Consider the following 18,704-nt stretch of genomic DNA (forward strand, 5'->3'; position numbering starts at 1 on the left):
ATTATTTCCTCAAATGTTGAAACCCTTAAAAAAGGGCAATAAAGTCTGGAAGTTGTTAATCAGCACACTTACAGTTTTGGCAGCAGGGGCACCTGACGCCAAAGCATTTCCGGCAAACTCCGGTCTGCTCGGGTAAAGCGGTACCTCCGCATTTCAAACAGGTTTGCCCCCGGTTTAAAACCAATTCAGCCAGCCGGATGGCTAAAACATCCCCGTTATTAAACCGAACCGTAACCAACTTACTGGTGATACAACTTCCTAAAGCAATACCCGGTTTCTGGGAAGGAACATGAAATACCCGGTCATTAAAATTGGGGAATGATTCCATAGGGTAACACCTCCACTACAGCATATTCAGCAAAATAATTTATGTTTACAGGACCTCTCACGGTAGGGCCCAACTCCTTCATGGAACCAAATAAATAACCTGGGCATACCATAATAATGAGGAAAAAATATCCAGACAAGGAGTGAAACAAGGTGTTTGAGCAATTACAGGCTAGCCAAGGTAAGAACATGGTTGTCGAGCTAGTGAACGGCAGAAAGATATCCGGTACCATTGTGAGTGTTAATCAGGAGTACATTCGCATACAAGCCGAAGAGGGAGCTTGTACAATTCCAATGAACGCCATTCAAATTATTTGGGAATCTCAAAATCCTTCGATAACCGAAGAAAATATGAGATATGTTGCTGAACAACTAAGAAATGATGAGAATAACCGCATCAACTGTACATCCGTACCCGGTTTTACCTGCGTTAACCGGTACGTATGCATCCCTCCGGACAACTGTGTTTTCACCTTTGCTTGTCCCGGCGTTTATTCCCCTGCTCCGCCCCAGGGTGGTTGCCCGGCCTTCCAATTCCAGCAGCCCTGCGGTTTCCAATTTGGCTGCATACCGTTCCTGTTCCAATGCGGCTTTCGCTTCCAACAGCCCTGCAGGCCTTTCCAATTTAATTGTTCGCCCTTCTTTTTCCAGTGCGGTTCCCGCTTCGGGTGTGGACCCTTCCAATTCCAACAGCCCTGCACTTTCCAATTTGGCTGCACCGCTCCCGGAGGTTTTGCCTGCCCCGGCCAAGCTTTTATAGGTATTGTCGGGCCCATGGCAGGAAACGACGGGGGAGAATAAGAGGAAAAATAGTACAAAGGAAATATAAAAATGAAAATAAACCAAAATATTTTTCTGGATCAGCTAGCAATCTTTATCAGGGAGTACACCGGAAGCAATCCCGGGTACTCTCCGCAACTTCTTGCCGAGATGCTGGCAAGTAAATTTCATATTCCGGTTGAGGATGCCATCAAACTGGTAGTTTATGTGGAAAAAGAACTTCGGGCGGGAAAACTGGGTTTAGCTGCCATTGAGTTAAACCTGACTTTTAACTGCAATCTAACTTGTGAGTATTGTTTTGTACATTGCAAAAGTCCTGAAGACAGGATGAGCTTTGAAACCGCCCGGAAAGCCATTGATTTATTAATGGAGCATGCGGTTTTTCCCGTGGTGGTGATTACCCTTATCGGGGGTGAACCCCTGCTGGAATTTGAATTAATAAAAAAGATCGTTCCATACGCCAAGGAAGCTGCCCAAAAGTGTAACCGGGAAGTGACCTGGGCTATCACAACCAATGGAACCTTAATCAATGAAAAAATTTTACAATATTTTGCTCAAAACCAAATGAATATGCTTCTTAGTATTGACGGGGGACCGGAGACACACGACCGGTATCGTAGAACTAAGAGCGGGGAGGGCACCTGGCATAGGATTACCAGTTTAATTCCCCTAATAAAAAAATATCAACCTTGGCTAGGTGCCAGAATGACTGTCAGCACCGAAGCGGTAAATAATATGGTGGAGGATTTCCGGCAAATTGTAAATATGGGAATTAACCAGATGATCATTGCTCCGGCGCAAGGGGAAAAGACCTGGACCATGGAGCAAATAAAACAATACGGGTTAAATCTTATGGAGATCACCCGGCAATACCACCGGTTAAAGCAGCAGGGAGTTCCCTTGTTTATCGAGGAATTGGAAAAGAGTGAAAATGAATTTTTGGGCTGGGGATGCCGTGCCGGGAGCACCTCCTTGGCCATCGCTCCCAATGGGGACGTAAGCCCCTGTTCAAAATTGTTGGGTCTAAACAGCCAAGAGGGAAAACACATTATCGGTAACGTTAATACGGGAATTCAGGAAGATTTATTAAATCTTTTTAAAAATCCTGTGGGCCAGCAGCCGCAACATTGCAAAGGCTGCTCCCGTCCTTGCGCCGGGGGATGCTATGCCGTGAACTTTGAACAAACCGGGGATTTCTTTAGGCCGTCCGAAGAGAATTGCCTCTTTTGGGTGGTTTGCCAGGAGGCAAAAAGATTATCGGGCATCCTGAGGATGAGAGAGATGGCCCGGCGGGAAAAGCAATGGTTTTAAAATACAAAAGATAGGATAATCAAAAAGCGTCCCTCTTTCACGATGAAGTGAAATTGAGGACGTTTATATTTTTTTGTTCCATTAACAGCAAGGGCTGTGCAAACCACAAACAAGTTTCGCACAGCCCCTGTATGAATCCTGTGGACTTAAGCAATAAAGTTTACCTGAGGCGGAGTCAGATTCTTTATGATAAGAAAAGTAGCTTTACCAGAGTAAAGGAAATGGCTGCCAGGACCATGGTAACCGGCAAAGTAATAATCCAGGCCGAAACCATGGTTACGGCTGTTCCCCATTTTACTGCCGACACTCTTTTGGCGGAACCAACGCCCATAATGGAAGAACTGATAACATGAGTAGTAGAGACCGGGAGTTTAAGCAAGGTTGCACTGAGAATTACCACAGCGGAACTTAAATCGGAAGCAAAACCGCTGGCAGGTTCAAATTTAATAATCTTTGTTCCCACCGTCTTAATAATTTTCCAACCGCCTACAGAGGTTCCCAGAGCCATAGCCATTGCTGCAGAAATCTTTACCCAGGTAGCAACTTCCATATCCGTTTGAAACCCGCCGGCTACCAAGGCAAAAGTGATGATCCCCATAGTTTTCTGGGCATCGTTGGTGCCATGACTGAAGGATTGAAAAGCGGCCGTTAAAATCTGCAGAGACCGAAAGGTTGAATTCAATTTATGAGGCGAGAAATTGGCGAATATTAACCGAATTGTCGACATAATGATATAACCAACGGTAAATGCCAGCAACGGGGATAAGACTAAACTTTCAATAATGGTAAGAAAACCATGATAATTTACGGCTTGAAACCCGGCAGCAGCAATAACGGCTCCGGCTAAGGAGCCGATCAGGGCATGGGACGAACTGCTGGGAATGCCGTAATACCAGGTGAAAAGGTTCCAGGCAATGGCGGCGATTAATGCTGCCGCTACCACATAAACCCCATGTTCAATTTCCATGGGGTTGGCCACACTGCCTCCTACGGTTTTGGCTACGCCGGTAAAAACCAGGGCGCCCAGCAGGTTCATAGAGGCGGCCAGCATAATTGCGACCTTGGGTCTTAGGGCTTTGGTTGAAATGGATGTAGCAATGGAGTTTGCCGTGTCGTGAAAGCCGTTAATAAAATCAAAACTGAGAGCCAGGAGTACAACTAAAATAATAATGCCATGTTGTTCCATTCGTTTTACGCCTCTTAATTTTAGGAGTTGCGCATGAGGATACTTTCTAGAATATTGGCTACATCCTCACAGGCATCCGTAATTTCTTCCAGCATTTCATAGATTTGCTTATACTTTACAAATCCGATGGGATCTGTACAAGAGGATACCAGTTCCCGGAGACTATTATTAAAAAGAGAGTCTGCTTCATTTTCCAAATTGTTAATCTTTACAGTGTGAGGTCTGATTTCAAGAAACTTTTTAGAAACCAATTTTTCAATGCATTTTCCAACTTCAATACAGCTTTCATAGATGATATCTGCATTACGCTTAATAAAAATATTCATGTCCTTAATTTCATAAATATCCATGCGGATAAAAGTGGCTTCAATACCGTCTAGAATATCATCTAATTTCACGGCCAAATTAATGATGTCTTCCCGTTCCAAAGGAGTAATAAAGGTTTTATTTAGCTCCTTAATAATGGTATGGGTGTGACGATCTCCAATTTTTTCATAATCCTGAATGTTAGTGAAACCAACACGGTCTGGAGTTGGATTATGGATTTCATCTTTAAATTCTACGGCGGCTTTAATCAAGTTTTCCGAAATTAAAACAAAAGTTGAAAAGAAGATATCTGTTCTTTTAAAAAACATGCTGACCCCCCCACGGAGATAAATTGCTTGTCCCTCACAGAGTATACCATATAACAACCTTTTTTGTTAAAAGGTTGTTATAAATCGAAGAAAAATTAACATTACAATGATTTGATTAACACTTTTTAACATGAAGTTTTTTTGCTCTTAAATTAAGTTATCCCAACTTAAAAGATTTTTATTAGCCATATTTTTTAGTTGTAAAACAAGCACCTTCTTACTTGGTACACCGTAACATAGAGTTAGAAGCTATTTTTCAAAATTGGAGGGAAGACTTTGACACCTGGAGTTTTAACTTTAATTGTTCTATCCCTTGTAAATGGTATCATGGTCCTGGTCTCCTACCTTTCCGCAGGGAATCTTCCGGATCCGTTATCTTTGGAAGAAGAAAAAGAGTTGCTGGAAAGGTTATGTCAGGGAGATAAGCTGGCTAGAATCATTCTGGTGGAAAGAAACCTTCGTCTGGTGGCAAAGATAGCCAATAAGATTCATGACCACAGCGTGGAAAAGCAAGATTTATTTCAAAACGGTGTTGTAGGTTTAATCAAAGCAGTGGATACCTTTGATTCCACCAGAGCCAATAAATTTTCAACCTATGCCGGTGTGTGCATCCAAAATGAAATGTTAATGGTTTTACGAAAACATAAAAATGATAAAAAATGTGTTTCTATGTCCGAGCCGCTGGACTGCGATAAGGATGGAACACCTCTTGAACTGAAGGATACACTGATGACCGATGAACTTCCGGTAGAAGAGCAAGTGGCCAACAACCTGGATGTTGAGCGGTTAGAAAAAGCCATTCAAAAACTGGCTCCAAGAGAGCAGCGCGTGATTACCCTGCGCTTTGGACTGACGGGACAGGAGGAAATGACGCAAAAGGAAGTTGGGAAGCAATTAAATATCTCCAGATCCTTTATATCGAGAATTGAAAGTAATTCTATTCATAAATTGAGTAAGGAATTATCCAATATGTAAAAATGTAAAAGGGATCATTTAAGAGAAACAGGTATCTGCTGGCCGGATGCCTGTTTTTATTTTTTAAAGGGCCAGCCCATTTGTTTGGGTGTTATGATAAAAATAAAACCTTCTTTTAATGTGCTAAGAGTACTTCCAAATACAACATCCTTCATCTTATTAAATAATATTTTCCAGCCGGGTGGCTCCCCCGGAGATAATTAGTTTTAGAGCCTGATCAACAGGTATATTTAGGATTTCCACGCATTCTTCAGGAACCCAGAATAAATCTCCGGCTACCTGAAATGTTTGTGGAAAATAAACACCAACCAGTTCTTTGCCGTCTCTTGTTCGAAAGGGGGAATCCTTGGCCGTCAAAAAACCAAGGCGGGCAACTTTTTCCGAGAGATGCACCAGAACCACAGTGTCAAATTTTTTCTCATTTCCCGCTAGGGATTTAACGGTATCTTTAATAGTGTTATAAATGGTTTTAACCCCTGGTACTGTAAAGATAATTTGTTCTACCAGTTCAAGAATTTTCTTGGATATCCACCAGTTGGCTACAGTCCCAATAAAGATAACGATAAAAATAACAAAAATAAAGTCAATGACCGGCACGGGCTTCTCAATGAAGGGATAAAGTATGGCGTTTCCCAGGCCGGCGATTTTTGTATACACAAAGGCTAGAAGGTAGAAAGTCCCTAGTATTGGCAGCAGTACAAAAAGCCCTTGAATAAAATAAATAGACAACTTTTTCATTAATCGTACCTCCATAGGCTACGGCTTTTTAAATATTCTATAAGTTCGTCTAATAAAGGACTTTTCCTTTTATGGAATTTCTATTTAAAGTTTGTCATTAAAACAAAGTTTGTTAATAGCTGACAGTACCACGACAGAATATCTAATAAAATACTAAATTTTTTAGGTCGTAAGCCCCAGATTGGTCTGAAGATGGTGAATAAAATGTGGATAAATCTGTGGAAAACAATGGCTGTATGTGGACAACTATCGATTTCTGGCGCTAGATTGAGCAAACTAAGTGACATTCTTTATCAAAAATCCTGAAAAGCCAATACCGGGTTTGACAGATTGTATTCAGTTATTAAAGGGAAGTAGTCCATGGAAAATTACCGAAGACCTCTTTGTTAGTAAATTTCTATTCTTAATTTACAACCCCTCCACCCGGATATAGGCCAGTCAACCAGTAAGATCTTTACTTACTTTTTAGAGCAGGTCATTGAATGAGAATAAGAATGTAGGCTTGCCGGTATATACATTTGAAAGCCAATTTGATAGAATTTTAATAAGAATAATGGGCCTGTTTGCCCGGGAGACCAATAGAATTGCTATTGCCGGGTTTCTCAATCAAATGCCCAAAAGGATAGAATTTTATGCTTAATCTCTTTAACCAGTGGAACCAACTGTTAGGGCGCCGGATGTTTTTTGTGGTATTAGTTCCCCTGTTAATCGGCTTTATGGCTCCTGTAGAAACCACCAAGTTTTGGAGTTTAGTGGCAACTTTATCTTTTACGTATATGACTTTCTCTGCATCCTTGGATACAAGTTTAAAGGACTTTATAAACAAGCTTTCAAAGCCGTGGCTTTCCATATGGATGTTACTGTTTATCCATGGCGTGATGCCTCTTATCGCCTATATCATTGGGTTGGTGTTTTACCCGGGACCGGAAAACGAATTTATTCGGTTAGGTTTCCTAATTGGTGCTTCTATTCCGGTGGGTGTGACTTCAATTCTATGGTCTCAGATGGTAGGCGGGGACGTTCCCTTAACCATGGCCACAGTTACCCTGGACACCCTGATTAGCCCTCTGTTGCTCCCGGTCTTCATCGCTTTGGTAGTGGGGAAGGCGATCCACATTAACACCATGGATCTGCTGCTGGGGCTGTTTTGGATGGTCACGGTTCCCGGTATTTTGGGAATGATTCTTCATGACTATACCAAAGGTGCCTATGAAAAATATACCCGATCCATTGGCGGCTTTGCCTCAAAGATCGCCATTATCTTAGTAATTTACATAAACGCAAGCGCCATTGCCCCGGAGATAAACTGGAACCACTCCATTATTAAACTTTTGCTGGTCATATTTATTGTTTCGGTCAGCGGCTATTCACTGGGATTTCTTAGTTCTTATATACTAAGGGGACACCAACGGGAGCGAATGGTCTCCATGATTTATAGTATCGGCATGCGAAACAACAGCCTGGGGTTGGTTCTGGCCTTAACCTACTTTCCACCTGCAGTGGCGCTGCCCGTAACGTTGTCCATGTTATATCAGCAACCCTTGGCGGCAATCGCCTCCAAATTGCTGGAAAGATTCAGTGTGGAAGCCGGTTCCAATTAAAAGGTTCGTCGGGACCGAAGTTTTTTACAAGTATTGTGTATTCTTAGAGGCAGACAATTGAAACTTAGAGAGATTGTTGTTATAATTGTTAAAATTGAAAAAATGTAAGATGCAATGAAGCATTCTTTATGAAGAGCAAAGGCGCGAAAATTCGTGTCTTTTTGTTTTTATACTGTTAAGGAGGGATTTTAAATGTCTGAAGAACTGGTTAACAAAATCCTGACCGAGGTTGGGTTAGAGAGAATTGATTATTCTGAAGATCAAGCTGAGTAGATATAGCCCTTACCAAGTGGTAAGGGTCAGACTGTCAAAAAAGGTCGGCCAATGGCCGGCCTTTTTTGATAAAATGGAATGGGTGATGGAAAGATGCTTAAAAGAGAGAAACTAGAACGCAACGTAATGGAAATCGTGAATACAGACCTGTTGGTTCCAAAGGATCATTTGCTGAGGCAGATCGACGGAAGCGTGGATTTTACAAGAATCTATGATCTGGTGGAAGAACTCTACTGCCCGGATAACGGAAGACCCAGCGTAGATCCGGTGGTGCTGTTTAAGATGGTTCTGATCCAGCATTTGTACGGGATCCGGTCGCTGCGACAAACCGTAAAAGACATCGAAATGAACATCGCCTACCGCTGGTTCCTGGGCTATACCCTCAATGAACCCATTCCGCACTTTGCTACCATCAGCTACAACTTCAAGCAGCGCTACACCCCCCAGACCGTGGAACAAATCTTCACCTGGATCCTCTACGAAGCAGAGCGAGCAGGATACCTAAAGCCGGAAGTGGTGTTTATTGATGCGACCCATATCAAAGCCAATGCCAACCTCAAAAAGAAAGTAAAAAAGGCCATTCCCACCGCCGCCCGGGTCTATGAACAGCAACTGAGACAAGAGATCAATGCCGACCGGAAGGCCCATGGTAAAAAGCCCTTTGATGACGACGATTCCAGCGGCAGCCCCAAAGAAAAGATCCTTACCCAATCCACAACCGATCCGGAAAGTGGTGTTTTCCACAAAGGAGAGCATAAGCAATGTTTTGCCTACAGTGCCCACACGGTATGCGACCGGCATAACTTTGTGCTTGAAGTGGAAGTGACGGCCGGGAATGTCCATGACAGTGTGGTCTTTGATACCGTCTATGAAAAAGTGACGCAACGTTATCCTCAAATCCAAGTGATCACCGCCGATGCCGGATACAAAACGCCCTGGATCTGCAAAAGAATTTTTGATGATGGACGGGTGCCGTCCTTACCCTATAAACGACCGGTGACTAAAAAGGGAAACCATGAATGGTACAAATATGTCTACGATGAATATTACGATCAGATCCTCTGCCCGGAATACAAGCCTCTGAGCTATTGCACCACCAACCGTTACGGCTATCGGGAATACAAGAGCAGAAGCTACCGATGCGAAAAGTGTCCTACCCGGGAACGGTGTGTCGGGAACCGAAGCGGCCAAAAGACAGTCACCCGTCATGTGTGGCAGGATTATCTGGAACGCGCAGAGGATGTCCGGCATTCGCCGCTGGGGAAAGAGACCTATGCCCTGCGAAGTCAGACCATTGAACGGGTCTTTGCAGATGCCAAAGAGAAATATGCCATGCGCTATACTCCCTATCGGGGCCTGGACCAGGTGAGCAATTGGGTCCGGCTTAAATTTGCTGCCATGAATCTCAAAAAATTGGCCATGTGGAAGTTTAAAGCTTCCTCTTCTTTTCTCTCTTCTCTTCACTTCTTTCTCTTTTATATCAAGAACCCCGTTTCTTTCGTTTGAAACGAGGTTCTTTGACAGTCTGGCCCTTACCAAGTGGTAAGGGTTTTTTTATTTACCGGATATTTCCTCTTTAATTAAGAACGTATGTTTGGTATAATCCTATCCATAATTCTTTATTAACCGGTGGTGAAAGATGAAAACCATTTTATTATGTGACGTAAACAGCTTTTTCGCCTCGGTACATCAGGCTATGGACCCGGCTCTCCGGGGCAGGCCGGTCATTGTTGGGGGTAATCCGGCCAAACGCACCGGCATTGTGCTGGCTGCCAGCATTGAGGCCAAAGAACCCTTTGGAGTGAAAACTGGCATGCTTATTTCAGAAGCACGGTCCAGATGCCCCCGGGCCGTTTTCATTGCTCCATCTCACCGGGATTACGCTTCTTTTTCTTCCCGGATTAATGTTATTTTAAGAGAATTTAGTGATTTGGTAGAGCCCTACTCCATTGATGAAAGTTTTATGGATGTGACAGGATGTCTAAACCTGTTTGGCTCTCCCCTGGATATAGCCCGGTCCATCCAGCAGCGTATTCATGGTGAGATTGGCGTAGGCGTAAACATTGGTATCGGCTCCTCCAAACTGCTGGCAAAAATGGCGGCGGAATTGGAGAAACCAAACAAAATTATTTCCCTCACCCCGCAGGACTGGCCCAGGGTTATCTGGCCACTGCCGGTGCGGAAGCTCTTTGGGGTGGGTCACCGCATTGAGCGATGGCTTCTTGCCCGGGGTGTGCAGACCATCCAGGATCTTGCTTATCTACCGGTGGAAATTTTAGAGAAACAATACGGACTGATAGGGAAGATTCTCCATTTTTCCGCCTGGGGCATTGACCACAGCCCGTTGGATCCCAGCGGGTTAGAGGTCGTCAAAAGTGTGGGCAATCAGATTACCTTGCCCAGGGATTACTATGGATACCATCCCATTAGAGTGGTCATCTGGGAGCTTGCCGAAGAAGTGGGGGAACGGGTCCGTAAAGCCGGGTGCATCGGCAGAACCGTCCATTTAACCATTAAAGACCCTAACTTTGTTACGGAAACTCATTCCCGCAGGTTGCCTCGGTACACCCATATCACCTCTGAAATATTTCAGGGTGCCGTACAGTTGTTGAAGCAATTCTGGACAGAAAACGTCGGTGCGCGGCTGGTGGGATTAAGCTTATCCGGTCTTATAAAAATGCAGGCAAAGCAACTGGATCTTTTTGAATACCGAGAGAAGCAGGAACAAATTGACCGGGTGACGGATGAAATCCGTTCCCGGTGGGGTTCAGGAAGTATTAAAAGAGCCATATCACTGACTCATGAAGGAGTATACTATGGAAGAAAAGGTTAAAAATTATTATCGGGCAAATCGTCTATACGGTGGACACCGTATGATGGTGCCGGCTGCCGGAGAAAAGTTTCGTAATTCCTGCCAGAAGTGCAAATTTTTCGTCACTGTAATGGGTCGGCAGGAAGCCCGAAAAATCTGTGTAACGGAAATAAAAGCTTATCGTTCCGGTGCGAAAAGGGTGCCGGAGCATATAGAGATTCTTGATTTAATCCTGCTGCTGGGAAAAGAGTCCCTGGAAGAAATGATAAAAAAAGGCCGGCAGCAACCGATGGCCTGCGGGGAGTTTGTAGGGCGGCAGGAGTAAGCAGTGGCGTTTTTCTCTGAAATCTCCTACCAGAGCCCTAGTGAAAACTCCGGAGTTTTGGTTTCTTAAAACCGGTTTATGTGATACGATGTTGTAAAAATTTAATGACAGGATGATTGATAAATGAAAGACGGCTGCCCTAAATGTGGAGGCATCATGAATAAAAAGAAGGTAACTGCAGAATACTCAACCGGTGGTAAATCGGGACATGTGCCCGTGACTTACTGGGAGTGCCAGTCCTGTGGTGAACAGTATTTTGATGCCGAGGCACTGAAGCGATTGCTTGGTTCATCAGAAAGTCAGGATCATCAAGAAGAGAACCCCTTTAAAACAAACTAGTTAAAACTCCCGGGGCGAAAGCCCCGGTCCTTTATTCTCAAGGAATGAACAATCCTGTTCTATGAATAAAGTAACTTCATTAAGAATTCGGTGCAAATCTGTAAGAATACTCCCGATGTGAATGGATTTGCTTATATTAAGACCGGATAAACAGAGCATTTGCTGAATACGGGCCTTTTTAATGGCATCCTTTAAACGCTGTTCCATTTTTCTACCCGGGGAAATAACAGCTTCCCCGAAGCGTTCAATAGATTTTGCTGTTGTTTCAGTAATTTTTACAATTCCTTCCCTGAATTCTAAAGTATCTTCCAGGTCACACAAGGCTCTTGCAATTCCGCGAACCTCTATGGTAATACGTTCAAGTCGAACCATTCCCAAAATAAGATGTTTGAGTTTCTCTCTCCGCTTAAAGTAGAAAGGGCTATATCTTAGACTTTCTTTGGCCAGTTTTAAAGATTGAGAAGCTGCTTCCATTTTTGATGCCAATTTTCTTGTTTCCACCAGTGCTTCTGAAGGATCCCCATTTTTTTCATATAAATAGCCCAACTTTTTGAGCATGGCCGCTAATTCCAAGCTTAGTTTCGATATTTGTTTTTCTGCTGTTGGAACTTCATTGGGTGGAACAATAATGGCATTTACTCCGATGGCCACGGCTGAACCTAAAATGGTTTCAATAATGCGGCCCATTATGTATGCTTCTTCCTGACCAAATGCAAGCACCAGAAGGGAACTAACTCCAACCTGCGAGGTAATTTGCGCATTCATATGAAGAGTGGTTGAAAGGGCCATCCCCATAAGAACAACCAGAAAAACCGAAAGAGCATTTAATGGAATCCAATGACCGATGAACATACTGACCAAAACCCCGCCAATAACGCCAATGGTCCGATTGATTCCTTTTTGCAGCGAATCGGCAATGGTTACTTGTCCTACCAAAACAGACGCCAAGGGTGCAAAATAAGGATAATCGTTATGTGTTATTAATATGGCTAACTCCCAAGCCATACCTGCACTTAGGGCTGTTTTTATTACTTGAATTGCAGCCCGGACCCGTTCCATGTTATTTAAGTGACTCATTAAATGATGCATATGCCTGCCCCTGTTTGACTTTAAAAAGAACTTCATTTTTAAAAATGGCTTATCTGATTTTATTATACTGCGATGGATTCTGCAAAAATATAGTGTAACATTAATTCTTTAAAAAACTCTTTAAATTATCCAGAGACCTGCAAATTTGATGGTTAGCAGCCAGTATAAACAAGCTATGCGTCTCAACAAGAACCCCCGGATATCCGGGGGACATGATCTCTTTATTTTTTTTACTTATCAACTTAAAAAAGTAACAGGAAAGCAAGTAACAATAATATGCCAATTAGTAAAGCGATGATAAAACCAATGATAAAACCAATACCTATGCCGAAAAAGGAGTCGTCGAAGCTTCCACCACAGCCACTATTTCCAAAACCCATATCAATTCTCCTTCCCTTAAATGATACTTCATAATATAGAAAAATGATCAAAACGTTACAAAAAAAGACAAGTAAACCAATTTATTGGGCAAAATTTAAGGGATTACCCAAAGAAAATAAAGCCACAGATATACATTTTGGTATAACTTGGTTATTACTTAGGAGGCTTTATTAAACTTCTCTATCGATTCCTTATAATGGAGAGGTGGTTATTAATATAACTCATTTGTTAGTATAATACGGAACCCGGCTCCCTCCAGGGGCCTTTTTTTAATTTTCTACACCATATCCACCACAACCACAGCCACCGCCGCAACCCCCACCGCATCCGTAGCTCACCATGCATGCCCCTTCCTTATGTGATGGTCCATAATATGGGAATAAATGCTGGAATGTTACGGAAAAAAGGTAAACTTCCAGTCGCTGTTAAAGGGTTTGCTTTGAGAGAGGAACCTGGTGATTTTTCCTTTAACAAAGCAAACCCTCCAGAGATATCTCCGGAGGGTTTGCTCCATACTTACTTACTGTTACATCCGTAACCGTAGCCACTGCCTCCAAGAAGCAGCAGGATAAGAATTAAGAAGATGATGAAAGCACAACTGTCATAGCAACCGCCATATCCGTAACTCATTATACATCCTCCTTTCCTCTAGGATACTCCATAATATGGAAATGAAAGTGAGAATGTTACAAAGAAAAAAGTAACCCCTTAGCTGGCTGCTGCTAAGGGGTTACTGGAAGAGGGTATAGTACCTACGCAGTGGTGCCTTTTACCTATACACTTATAACTAAAAAGGGACTTCCCTTTCCTTCTCGACTATTTTATTTCGACAAAATATGTTAAAGGAGCAAAGAAGAACTTATGGAATTAGACAAGTAAAAGATAAACTAATGGAGAGAACCGTATTGCCAACAAATGCTAATTTGACAAAGAATCATACAAAAAAAATTATAAATTTACAAATGTTTAGAGGTCTAGCCGCAATGATGGTGCTGGTTTCACATGCAAATCTAATCGTTGACAAAAGTTTGTTTAGTGGGCTGTTGGTAGTGGGACGATGCGGGGTAGATTTCTTTTTTGTACTTAGTGGTTTTATTATTTACCATGTGAATTATTATTTTATTGGTCATCCAGTAAGGTATGGTTATTACATTAGAAAAAGATTTAATCGGATTTATCCTATATACTGGATATACACCTTGGTAACGTTAGCGATACACTTTGTATTAATGAAATACACCGGAAAAGGCTTAATTTACTGGATAAATGTTAACCTGGAAAATATACTAAGATCATTGTTTTTATACCCAGTTAACACAGCTATTCAAGAAGCATCTATAATACCAGTAGCCTGGACACTAAGTTATGAAATCGTCTTTTATGTTATGTTCAGTTTGCTAATCTTATTAAGAAAACAAATATCAATGTTTTTTATAACGATATGGGTGGTCGCTGTTATAATAAACTCGGTTTTTTCTTTTCAAACTGGTAACTTACTAATGAATGTTATTCTGAATGTTAAAAACCTGGAGTTTTTTATGGGTTGCATGGCAGCTTATTTTTTTAGAAAATATAGCTGCAAACTACCTAAGTATCAACTTAGATTACTAATGACTTTTGCAGTTCTTTTATTGGCAATATCGTGGTGCTATAGCCTTCACGCCGGGCATATATATGATGTAATCCATAAAATGGATGTAATTACTTTTGGTATTCCATTTTTTATAATTATATTGTGCGCTGTGTTGCTTGAGGAAAAAGTGCCTGCAAATAAAGCTAGTTTAAAAAACATTTTTATATATCTAGGGGATGCATCATATTCTATTTACCTAACACATTTTGTAACAATAACATTGGTTAATATTAAACTTGGAAAAAGTTTTAACTCTTTTTTAATATTTTCTATATCAGTTTTAACCTCCATCATTGTAGGGTGCTTATTGTATCGTTTCATTGAAAAACCTTTGCACAATTGGCTAAATAAAAATCCTGTTAAGATAGAAACAGCACAAATGTCCAATATGTCACCACATTGAGATGGTCGGGAAAGAACGTTCCTTTTTTGTTTTTTTATCAACCTAAAGAGTTTTCAAAGTCGCTACTGGCTACAAATGATTAAATTTTGTTCCCCGTGACAAAAATAAGAGCTCCGGCGAATGACCGGAGCCCTTAATATTTCTGGAGTAATGGTGGAAAAAATTTTTACGGTTAGGCAGAAATTCTTATCGCCTGATCTTTAAATAGAAGGCAGAGAACCTCAGTTGGACTGCCTTTTTCACGCTGTTTGCTTAGATGGCAGTCCAACCGCCGTCGATGGCGAGGTACTGACCAGTGGTGTAGCTCGAAGCATCCGACGCGAAGTAGACGATAGCGCCGTCCAGTTCGCCATCTCTGCCCGTTCTGCCCATAGGGCAGTATGCCTTGACGGCAAGATCGAAACCCTCTGCTGCGATGGCGTCCACGGTCATCTCGCTGGGAAAATAAGCCGGTCCGATGGCGTTGACGGTGATGTTGTATTTTGCCCACTCATTCGCCAGTGCCTTGGTCAGCATGAGTACCGCTCCCTTAGATGCACAGTATGCCGAGATAGGGGAGCCGGCCATAGCGACCATCGAGTGGATGGAGCCGAGGTTGATAATTTTGCCGTAGTTTTGCTCAATCATCACCTTGCCGACCTCGCGGGCAACAAAGTACACCCCGTCGAGGTTGATGCGTGTGGTGGAAAGCCACTCCTCGTCGCTCTGTGTGGCAGCCGGAATCCCCTTGCCTACGCCCGCGTTATTGACGAGGATGTCGATTCTGCCAAACTCCTCCTTAACGGTGTTAACCATGGCGGTAATCTGTTCCGACACCGTCACATCGCAGAAAACGGCAATGCAACGAACACCCATCGCTTCGATTTCCTTCTTAACCTGCTCGAGTCTATCGACACGACGTGCGGCGATGGCAACGTCCGCACCCTGATTGGCAAGCGCCTTTGCAAACTGAACGCCCAATCCTGATGATGCGCCGGTGACCAATGCAACCTTACCCTTTAAATCAAATAAATTTTTCATAACAGATCCTCCCCTTTTTTTCCATCATAACAGTTTCCGTCCCACTTGTAAGTGGATTTTACAATGTTTTCCTTAAGTATTGGTTTACAGTTATTGTTTTTATACCCGGCACAAAGGAAAAAGAACCCCTTTTCTTTCCACAAATAAAAAAACGCTCCTCAAAGCGTTTGCCTCAATAAAGCGTTTTGGTGCGGTCGAAGGGACTACGCACCTGCTCGCTGCGCTCGCATCTGCCGTCCTGCGCCTGTGCGAAAGGCTTGGACCGCCCGCCTAAAAACAATCCGCGACTGTTTTCTTCACGGCGGACGCCCTTCCGGGTTCGAGTCCCTCGTATGACTTAGACAAAAAAAGACACTCCATGCGGAATATCTTTTCTTTCTGGCGTCCCAGGAGGGATTCGAACCCCCGACCTACGGATTAGAAGTCCGTTGCTCTATCCAGCTGAGCTACTGGGACAAATATTTTAAAGCAACACAAATTATTTTAACATAACTTCTAATACTGTACAATAAGGAATAATACTCAATCCTATTCTCTACGGTAAGCTATTTAATTTTAATAGAACCGGACTTTCAAGTCAAGGCTGCAGAGGGGCGGGAAGGGAAAATGGTGAGGACGTAGAATGTTATTTAAAATAGCGGTAAAGGGAGTGCCCCGTGCAGAAGGAACAAATGATTAAAACTATTATTTTTGTAGCACAAAACTGGCATAAATCTAGGAAGAAGGCGGAGAAAAAATTATCCGAGATTCTTCCTTTCTTTTCTCAGTGCCAGCAATGCAAGGATTCATTCATTGGCAAAGATATTTTTTGGATTGTGGAAGAAGTAAAAAAAGGTTTGCTCATTAAACGGTATGAGACGGATCTATTTTCCGTGTGCTGTCTAAAATGTTTTTTTGACCGGGGATTAAAGAAAAAGGCCTATTATTCCATAGTGGTGAAACAGGCCTCCGGAAGGGTGCTTTCAACGGGGTTCTCCGGGCCCAATGCCGTGGCCATTCACCAGTTTACCATGGAGTTGTCAGCACCGGAAGAATTATAAAAAGCACATCTTTAAACTGCAAATTTTGTCATAAAAAAGACAACCCCAAAACCGGATCTTCATATTGAAGTTGTCTGTTAAATTTGGCATAATCAAAATGAGTAGTATGGAATCTGTTTTAGGAGGAGTTGCCTGGATGGAACTGGATCGTGGTACGGTTAAGCAGGATTCCTTGGCCGCCAATCTGGTTAATAAAATTTGTAGGCAAAATAGCTGCGGAACAAGTTTGCAGTCTATTTTCTTACAGCCCAATGACTCCATTGAAGAAGTCTGGAAAGAATTCGTTAAAAACAATTTAGATCCCGATTCCCCTTGCTTGGTGTATTTTGTTGATAGCCCAACGGAGAAAGATATTATGGTGAAAGTTGTATGTAAAAAATCCTGTTGATTTCAACTGCATAAATTTTGAAATGAACTCCCTTGCCGGGAGTTTTTCTTTTACAATAAGTAAACCCTGCCGGAGCAGGGCTTACAGCTTATTATTCCGAAGAACGGCTTTTTCGAATACATTCACACATTTGGCACATGGAGTCAAACTCATCATCATCGGCGGTACGAAGCCTTGATAAAAAGTTGATTAAACTTTCCTCCATGTTTTTTTGGTTTAGTTCAAGCCTCTCCTGGTCATTCATGGGGGACCGACTGCCTTCCCGGATGTCGTTAACCATAGCCATCATTTTTTGGGCGCTATCTTCATTAAGCTGCATGGGAATGTAGCGCTTTATGATTTCCTGTTCTTCCTTGGATAATGCGGTAGGGGGGACGGTCTCATCCGCAAGAGCCATGCTTCTTGCCTTGGTTAATAGATTACACAGATCTTGTTCTGAAAATTGGGTCATTTTTTGCCCTCCGTTCTTTTATTCAGAAATATTCTTTGTCTTGTATTTTATCAAATTACCGTGAAATTCGGTAATCATAATTTTTTGATTGAGGGTCTTAAAAATAGAATTGATTTTTTCCACCGGTGCTTATATAGTATGCTTTATAAAACACCTTGGAGGAAAAAATGCTGACAGACTATCATATACACATTGAACGAGGTCCCTACACAGTGGAATGGCTCCGCAAATTCGCCCGGCAGGCTCAGGTTGTGGGTATTACGGATTGGGGAGTATCCGAACACGCCTACCGGTTTATAGAAACCCGCAGTATTTTTATGAATGACTGGGTGGCAGCCCGCCAAACGGAGAAAATAGAGGATTACCTGTCCCTGATTCTCCAGGCCCGGGAGCAGGGAATAAAGGTTAAGTTCGGTATTGAGATGGATTATTTCCCAGGCAAAGAAAAGGAAATAGCCGAATTTATTCAGAAATATCCCTTTGATTATGTTATCGGTTCCGTTCATTGGATTGACCAATGGGGTATTGATTTGGCGGAGATGAGAGGGGAATGGGACCGGAGAGAAGCGCAGGATGTTTGGGTTGCCTATTTTGACCGGATTCAGAGCCTGGCTGAAAGTAAGCTCTTTGATATTGCCGCCCATCTTGATTTAGCCAAAATTTTTAAATACATTCCTGGGGATTCAAAATTCTTGCAGCAGCAGTATGACCGAGTGGCTAAAGCCCTGGCGGAAAACGGCACCTGTATTGAAATCAGTACCGCCGGTCTAAGGAAGCCCGTGGGAGAGATGTACCCGCACCCGGAACTTTTAAAAACCTGTTATAGTCATGGAATTCCCATTGTATTAAGTTCGGACGCCCATTGTCCTGAAGATGTGGGGGCTGATTACGCCAAAGCGGTCCGCTTGGCCAGGGAAGTGGGATATTCCAAAGTTCAGGTATTTTCCGCAAGAAAGGCTGAAAAATACCCTTTAAAAAATGGCCGTTGAAATACTGT

The 18,704-nt window shown here is 42.6% G+C and carries 19 protein-coding genes and 1 tRNA gene; 11 read left to right on the forward strand and 9 right to left on the reverse strand.

The genetic code is table 11. The annotated features are described in order from the left end of the window. Window positions 1-55: 55 nt before the first annotated feature. A complete protein-coding gene (locus tag DESRU_RS04835) occupies window positions 56-328 on the reverse strand; it encodes a hypothetical protein (RefSeq protein WP_013840995.1) in 273 nt (90 codons plus the stop codon). 371 nt (window positions 329-699) lie between these two features. Further along, on the reverse strand, window positions 700-1,077 hold the full coding sequence (locus DESRU_RS04840) for a hypothetical protein (RefSeq protein WP_041275302.1): 378 nt from the start codon (window positions 1,075-1,077) through the stop codon (window positions 700-702). Between the two features lie 81 nt (window positions 1,078-1,158). On the opposite strand from DESRU_RS04840, the gene DESRU_RS04845 reads away from it, so the two are divergent. After that, a complete protein-coding gene (locus DESRU_RS04845) occupies window positions 1,159-2,418 on the forward strand; it encodes a radical SAM/SPASM domain-containing protein (RefSeq protein WP_013840997.1) in 1,260 nt (419 codons plus the stop codon). Window positions 2,419-2,602: 184 nt separating this feature from the next. Here DESRU_RS04845 and DESRU_RS04850 read toward each other — a convergent pair whose 3' ends face one another. Then, window positions 2,603-3,604 (reverse strand): inorganic phosphate transporter, encoded by a 1,002-nt coding sequence (locus tag DESRU_RS04850; protein WP_013840998.1) that lies wholly within the window; start codon window positions 3,602-3,604, stop codon window positions 2,603-2,605. Between the two features lie 20 nt (window positions 3,605-3,624). Further along, on the reverse strand, window positions 3,625-4,239 hold the full coding sequence (locus DESRU_RS04855) for a DUF47 domain-containing protein (protein WP_013840999.1): 615 nt from the start codon (window positions 4,237-4,239) through the stop codon (window positions 3,625-3,627). Between the two features lie 276 nt (window positions 4,240-4,515). On the opposite strand from DESRU_RS04855, the gene sigK reads away from it, so the two are divergent. Continuing rightward, window positions 4,516-5,214 carry an RNA polymerase sporulation sigma factor SigK gene (gene sigK, locus DESRU_RS04860; RefSeq protein WP_013841000.1) on the forward strand — a complete coding sequence of 233 codons (699 nt, stop codon included), beginning with the start codon at window positions 4,516-4,518 and terminating at the stop codon, window positions 5,212-5,214. Window positions 5,215-5,373: 159 nt separating this feature from the next. Here the strand turns inward: sigK and DESRU_RS04865 are convergent, their stop codons facing one another. Then, window positions 5,374-5,952, reverse strand: a complete 579-nt coding sequence (locus tag DESRU_RS04865) for a DUF502 domain-containing protein (protein ID WP_013841001.1) — start codon at window positions 5,950-5,952, stop codon at window positions 5,374-5,376. Window positions 5,953-6,584: 632 nt separating this feature from the next. Here DESRU_RS04865 and DESRU_RS04870 point away from each other — a divergent pair. The 5 genes from DESRU_RS04870 (at window position 6,585) to DESRU_RS04890 (ending at window position 11,302) form a co-directional block, all read left to right on the forward strand. Further along, complete coding sequence (locus DESRU_RS04870) at window positions 6,585-7,553, forward strand: bile acid:sodium symporter family protein (RefSeq protein ID WP_013841002.1); 969 nt, start codon at window positions 6,585-6,587, stop codon at window positions 7,551-7,553. 366 nt (window positions 7,554-7,919) lie between these two features. Next, entirely contained in the window at window positions 7,920-9,332 is a 1,413-nt protein-coding gene (locus DESRU_RS04875) for an IS1182 family transposase (RefSeq protein WP_013841003.1), read from the forward strand. A gap of 133 nt (window positions 9,333-9,465) precedes the next feature. Next, a complete protein-coding gene (locus DESRU_RS04880) occupies window positions 9,466-10,659 on the forward strand; it encodes a DNA polymerase IV (RefSeq protein ID WP_013841004.1) in 1,194 nt (397 codons plus the stop codon). After that, a complete protein-coding gene (locus DESRU_RS04885) occupies window positions 10,643-10,963 on the forward strand; it encodes a hypothetical protein (RefSeq protein WP_013841005.1) in 321 nt (106 codons plus the stop codon). The genes DESRU_RS04880 and DESRU_RS04885 overlap by 17 nt, the downstream gene beginning before the upstream one ends. Window positions 10,964-11,086: 123 nt before the next feature. Beyond that, entirely contained in the window at window positions 11,087-11,302 is a 216-nt protein-coding gene (locus DESRU_RS04890) for a YgiT-type zinc finger protein (RefSeq protein ID WP_013841006.1), read from the forward strand. On the opposite strand, the gene DESRU_RS19765 is transcribed toward DESRU_RS04890, so the two are convergent. Continuing rightward, window positions 11,303-12,427, reverse strand: a complete 1,125-nt coding sequence (locus DESRU_RS19765; protein WP_081461978.1) for an FUSC family protein — start codon at window positions 12,425-12,427, stop codon at window positions 11,303-11,305. Window positions 12,428-13,608: 1,181 nt separating this feature from the next. On the opposite strand from DESRU_RS19765, the gene DESRU_RS04900 reads away from it, so the two are divergent. Further along, window positions 13,609-14,808 carry an acyltransferase family protein gene (locus tag DESRU_RS04900; protein WP_081461979.1) on the forward strand — a complete coding sequence of 400 codons (1,200 nt, stop codon included), beginning with the start codon at window positions 13,609-13,611 and terminating at the stop codon, window positions 14,806-14,808. Between the two features lie 252 nt (window positions 14,809-15,060). Here the strand turns inward: DESRU_RS04900 and DESRU_RS04905 are convergent, their stop codons facing one another. Both DESRU_RS04905 and DESRU_RS04910 read right to left on the reverse strand, forming a co-directional pair. Next, the gene (locus DESRU_RS04905; protein ID WP_013841011.1) at window positions 15,061-15,828 is read right to left on the reverse strand and encodes an SDR family oxidoreductase; all 768 of its coding nucleotides are present in this window, start codon (window positions 15,826-15,828) and stop codon (window positions 15,061-15,063) included. Window positions 15,829-16,207: 379 nt separating this feature from the next. Beyond that, a tRNA-Arg gene (locus DESRU_RS04910) sits at window positions 16,208-16,284 on the reverse strand. 215 nt (window positions 16,285-16,499) lie between these two features. Here DESRU_RS04910 and DESRU_RS04915 point away from each other — a divergent pair. Together DESRU_RS04915 and DESRU_RS04920 are read left to right on the forward strand one after the other, a co-directional pair. Continuing rightward, on the forward strand, window positions 16,500-16,868 hold the full coding sequence (locus DESRU_RS04915; protein ID WP_013841012.1) for a hypothetical protein: 369 nt from the start codon (window positions 16,500-16,502) through the stop codon (window positions 16,866-16,868). Window positions 16,869-17,004: 136 nt separating this feature from the next. Continuing rightward, complete coding sequence (locus DESRU_RS04920; protein ID WP_013841013.1) at window positions 17,005-17,256, forward strand: hypothetical protein; 252 nt, start codon at window positions 17,005-17,007, stop codon at window positions 17,254-17,256. A 91-nt stretch (window positions 17,257-17,347) separates the two neighbouring features. Here DESRU_RS04920 and DESRU_RS04925 read toward each other — a convergent pair whose 3' ends face one another. Continuing rightward, window positions 17,348-17,707, reverse strand: a complete 360-nt coding sequence (locus DESRU_RS04925; protein ID WP_013841014.1) for a hypothetical protein — start codon at window positions 17,705-17,707, stop codon at window positions 17,348-17,350. Between the two features lie 167 nt (window positions 17,708-17,874). Here DESRU_RS04925 and DESRU_RS04930 point away from each other — a divergent pair, with 167 nt between their 5' ends. After that, window positions 17,875-18,696 (forward strand): histidinol-phosphatase, encoded by an 822-nt coding sequence (locus tag DESRU_RS04930; protein ID WP_013841015.1) that lies wholly within the window; start codon window positions 17,875-17,877, stop codon window positions 18,694-18,696. Window positions 18,697-18,704: the final 8 nt, after the last annotated feature.

The organism is Desulforamulus ruminis DSM 2154 (genome assembly GCF_000215085.1).
GTDB classification, from domain to species: domain Bacteria; phylum Bacillota; class Desulfotomaculia; order Desulfotomaculales; family Desulfotomaculaceae; genus Desulfotomaculum; species Desulfotomaculum ruminis.

Coding starts and splice junctions, on each gene's coding strand:
- DESRU_RS04835 (WP_013840995.1), bottom strand. CDS start 328: ATGGAATCATTCCCCAATTTTAATGACCGGGTATTTCATGTTCCTTCC.
- DESRU_RS04845 (WP_013840997.1), top strand. CDS start 1,159: ATGAAAATAAACCAAAATATTTTTCTGGATCAGCTAGCAATCTTTATC.
- DESRU_RS04850 (WP_013840998.1), bottom strand. CDS start 3,604: ATGGAACAACATGGCATTATTATTTTAGTTGTACTCCTGGCTCTCAGT.
- DESRU_RS04855 (WP_013840999.1), bottom strand. CDS start 4,239: ATGTTTTTTAAAAGAACAGATATCTTCTTTTCAACTTTTGTTTTAATT.
- DESRU_RS04865 (WP_013841001.1), bottom strand. CDS start 5,952: ATGAAAAAGTTGTCTATTTATTTTATTCAAGGGCTTTTTGTACTGCTG.
- DESRU_RS04870 (WP_013841002.1), top strand. CDS start 6,585: ATGCTTAATCTCTTTAACCAGTGGAACCAACTGTTAGGGCGCCGGATG.
- DESRU_RS04875 (WP_013841003.1), top strand. CDS start 7,920: ATGCTTAAAAGAGAGAAACTAGAACGCAACGTAATGGAAATCGTGAAT.
- DESRU_RS04880 (WP_013841004.1), top strand. CDS start 9,466: ATGAAAACCATTTTATTATGTGACGTAAACAGCTTTTTCGCCTCGGTA.
- DESRU_RS04885 (WP_013841005.1), top strand. CDS start 10,643: ATGGAAGAAAAGGTTAAAAATTATTATCGGGCAAATCGTCTATACGGT.
- DESRU_RS04890 (WP_013841006.1), top strand. CDS start 11,087: ATGAAAGACGGCTGCCCTAAATGTGGAGGCATCATGAATAAAAAGAAG.
- DESRU_RS19765 (WP_081461978.1), bottom strand. CDS start 12,427: ATGAAGTTCTTTTTAAAGTCAAACAGGGGCAGGCATATGCATCATTTA.
- DESRU_RS04900 (WP_081461979.1), top strand. CDS start 13,609: ATGTTAAAGGAGCAAAGAAGAACTTATGGAATTAGACAAGTAAAAGAT.
- DESRU_RS04905 (WP_013841011.1), bottom strand. CDS start 15,828: ATGAAAAATTTATTTGATTTAAAGGGTAAGGTTGCATTGGTCACCGGC.
- DESRU_RS04915 (WP_013841012.1), top strand. CDS start 16,500: ATGATTAAAACTATTATTTTTGTAGCACAAAACTGGCATAAATCTAGG.
- DESRU_RS04920 (WP_013841013.1), top strand. CDS start 17,005: ATGGAACTGGATCGTGGTACGGTTAAGCAGGATTCCTTGGCCGCCAAT.
- DESRU_RS04925 (WP_013841014.1), bottom strand. CDS start 17,707: ATGACCCAATTTTCAGAACAAGATCTGTGTAATCTATTAACCAAGGCA.
- DESRU_RS04930 (WP_013841015.1), top strand. CDS start 17,875: ATGCTGACAGACTATCATATACACATTGAACGAGGTCCCTACACAGTG.